Annotated in this window: 1 protein-coding gene; it reads right to left on the reverse strand. The window is 58.7% G+C overall.

Going from position 1 to position 2,865, the window contains the following annotated elements:
- Positions 1 to 38: 38 nt before the first annotated feature.
- Entirely contained in the window at positions 39 to 2,528 is a 2,490-nt protein-coding gene (locus tag AB4P91_RS23395; protein WP_150594650.1) for a TonB-dependent siderophore receptor, read from the reverse strand.
- Positions 2,529 to 2,865: the final 337 nt, after the last annotated feature.

Genomic DNA, 2,865 nt, shown 5'->3' on the forward strand with positions numbered 1-2,865 from the left:
GAGCGTGGGCCGGTTCGCTTCAGCGACTCGTCAGAGCATCAGAACTCTGGGGTGTACTTCACGGAGAACATCACGTTACGTGGATCACCGAAGTTGTTGTTGCCGCTGAGCTGGTTGTACGCCGACGTAATGTACTGCTTGTCGAACAGGTTGTTGGCGTTGACCGCCAGACCGATCTCCGGCGTCAGCTGGTAGGCGACACGCGCGTTCCACACGGTGTAACCCGCCACCTCATAAGTGCCCTCGTAACCCAAGGTGTGGTTCTGCGTGGTGAAACCCAGACCTGTGCTGAGACGGTTCAAGTCACCGGTGAACTGGTAGTTGCCCCACACGCGCAGCATGTGTTTCGGCGTCCAGGTGCTGAAGGTGCGACCTTCCATGTCCGGGTCGTCGAGGTACTTGGTGGTGTTGTAGGTGTAACCGGCAAACAGCTGCAGGTTGTCCGTTACCGCACCACTGATTTCGGCATCCAGGCCCTGGCTACGCACTTTGCCCGCAGCGGTCGAGCAGTACCAGCCGTCACATTCCATACCGCCGGAAATATCATCGACGGCGCGGTTTTCCTGGTCATACCGGAACAGGGCCAGGGAGGTGTTGACCCGACCGTCCATCAGCTCGCCCTTGAGGCCGATTTCATAGTTGGTGCCGACGATCGGCTTGAGTATCGAGCCACCGGCATCACGGTTCGTCTGTGGCTGGAACACGTCGGTGTAGCTGGCGTATACCGCCCACTCGCGGCTCAGGTCGTAGACGATTCCGGCATAAGGGGTGACTTCACCGCTTTCGTTCGAAGTGCTTGGCGTATCGGCCACAAACGTGTCCGTGAATGCAGCCTGGTTCTTGGCCTTGTAGCTGAAGTCATACCAACTGACACGCGAGCCCAACACCAGTGTCAGGTCGTCGACCGGTTTGACACGCCAGGTACCGTACAGACCTTTCTGGCGGATATCGTATTTGCTTTTGATCCCACGCCCGCCCGGGGTATTGAGCAAGCTGTCGTAGCTGATGTCCGGGCGATTGTTGTTGATGTTGAAGATCGTGTCGGTGGCACTGTTGTTGAAGGTCCGGGCGAGCAGATCATCCGTTTCCAGTTGGGAGTAGTTGCCACCCAGCATGACTTCCTGCTGCATCGACAAGGCTTCGAACTTGCCGTTCAGGTTCATGTCGAGACCGACCTTGGTGGAATCGAAGTCGGTGACGAAGTCGGCATATTGCAGACCGCTGCCATCAGGCTTGAGACCGGCACCGGAGCTTTGCAGGCGCTGGCTTTTCGAGGTGTTGGTCTCGGTCATTTGCACAGCACCGGCCTTGAACGCCCAGTCGTCGTTGAAACGATGCTCGAGATCGGCGTACAGCGTCGTGACATTGATCTGCGAGTGGTTCCACTTGGCACCGCCGTAGGTCGAACGCCCGATATTCGGCATCGAACCGTCGGCGTAACGTGGCAGGCCACGGATCATTGGGCGCGATTCGCCTTCGGTACGGCTGACCGCCAGGCCCAGAGTGGTGTCATCACTCAGATCAACGTCCAGCGAGCCGTACAGCGAATGGGTCTTGCTCCACTCGCTGTCGACGAAGGAGTTGCTCTGATCTTCGTCGGCAACGATACGACCACGAATGTTGCCGGCCTGATTCAGCGGGCCGCCAGCGTCAACTTGCAGACCATAGTGATCCCATGAGCCGGCCTTGCCGGTGATGGCCACAGTCGGAGCAGACTGGCCGCGCTTGCGTACCAGGTTGATCGCGCCGCCGGGGCTACCTGTGCCCTGCAACAGCCCGGATGCACCGCGCAGGATTTCCAGACGATCAAAGAAGATCAGGTCTTGGGTAGCCCAGTTGCCCAGCGAATAGGTGTTACGCGGGATCGGCACACCGTCGTACTGCCAGTCGTCGATCTGGAAACCGCGGGAAGAAATGATCAAACCCTTGCCGACACCTTGCAGGCCGACGATGCCGGTGGTCTGGTTGAGCGCATCCTTGAGGTCGACCAGGTCCTGATCGTCCATTTGCTTGCGGGTCATCACGGTGATGGACTGCGGAATTTCCTTGAGGGTGTGGGTGCCCTTGCCGATCGTCACGGCGTTGGAGGTGTACGAGTTGCTGCCTTCAGTCGTCGCGCCAACCTGTTGCGCGCTGATAGTGGTGGCGCCCAGTTCCAGGCCCTCGGTGGCAGTGCCGCGCACCAGCATCAGGGTATTGCCCTCGACGCTGTAGCGTACGCCAGTGCCCTTGAGCAGTTCGGCGACGGCCGCTTGCGGGCTCATCTTGCCGCTGACCGCGTGGCTCTTGAGGCCCGCCATGTCGTCAGCGTTGTAGATCACTTGTTGATTGGTCTGCTGACCGAAGGCTTGCAGCGCTTGCGGCAACGACTGAGCAGGAATGTTGATGCTGACGTCTTCAGCCATCACCTGGGCGCTGAGTGGCATAACGCAGACCAGCCCCAGACCGGTCAATACGCGACGCGAACGCAGGCCGCGGGACATGACGAGTGCCTTGAACAGAGGTTTCAACTCATGAATTGCTGACATCGTGCTCTCTATTATTGGTAGAAGTGGAAGTCCATTGGGCCGAGGGGCCCGCCGTTGTCGGCACAGGGAGCCACGCACTGTCAACGGCCCATGGGGCGACATCTCAGTACATGGCCGACCGGCCCCTCCCCGGGCGCGGTCATTTGGCTGGACAACGACGAAATCTTTCTGCTGAACAAATCCGGTGTTTGGGGCTGCCCTGCCCGACCTGATTTGCCCACATACCTAAGTAAGACGCAGCACCTGCAAAAAACCGGAATGAGTTTATTTATCATTTGCGCAAAAAGTTAAAAAAAAGGCCGTCGCTGTGGGCGACGGCCTTTTGTTTCTTGCTGTG

Origin of the sequence: Pseudomonas sp. B21128 (assembly GCF_044218865.1) — a bacterium.
Taxonomy (GTDB): Bacteria; Pseudomonadota; Gammaproteobacteria; order Pseudomonadales; family Pseudomonadaceae; genus Aquipseudomonas; species Aquipseudomonas iridis.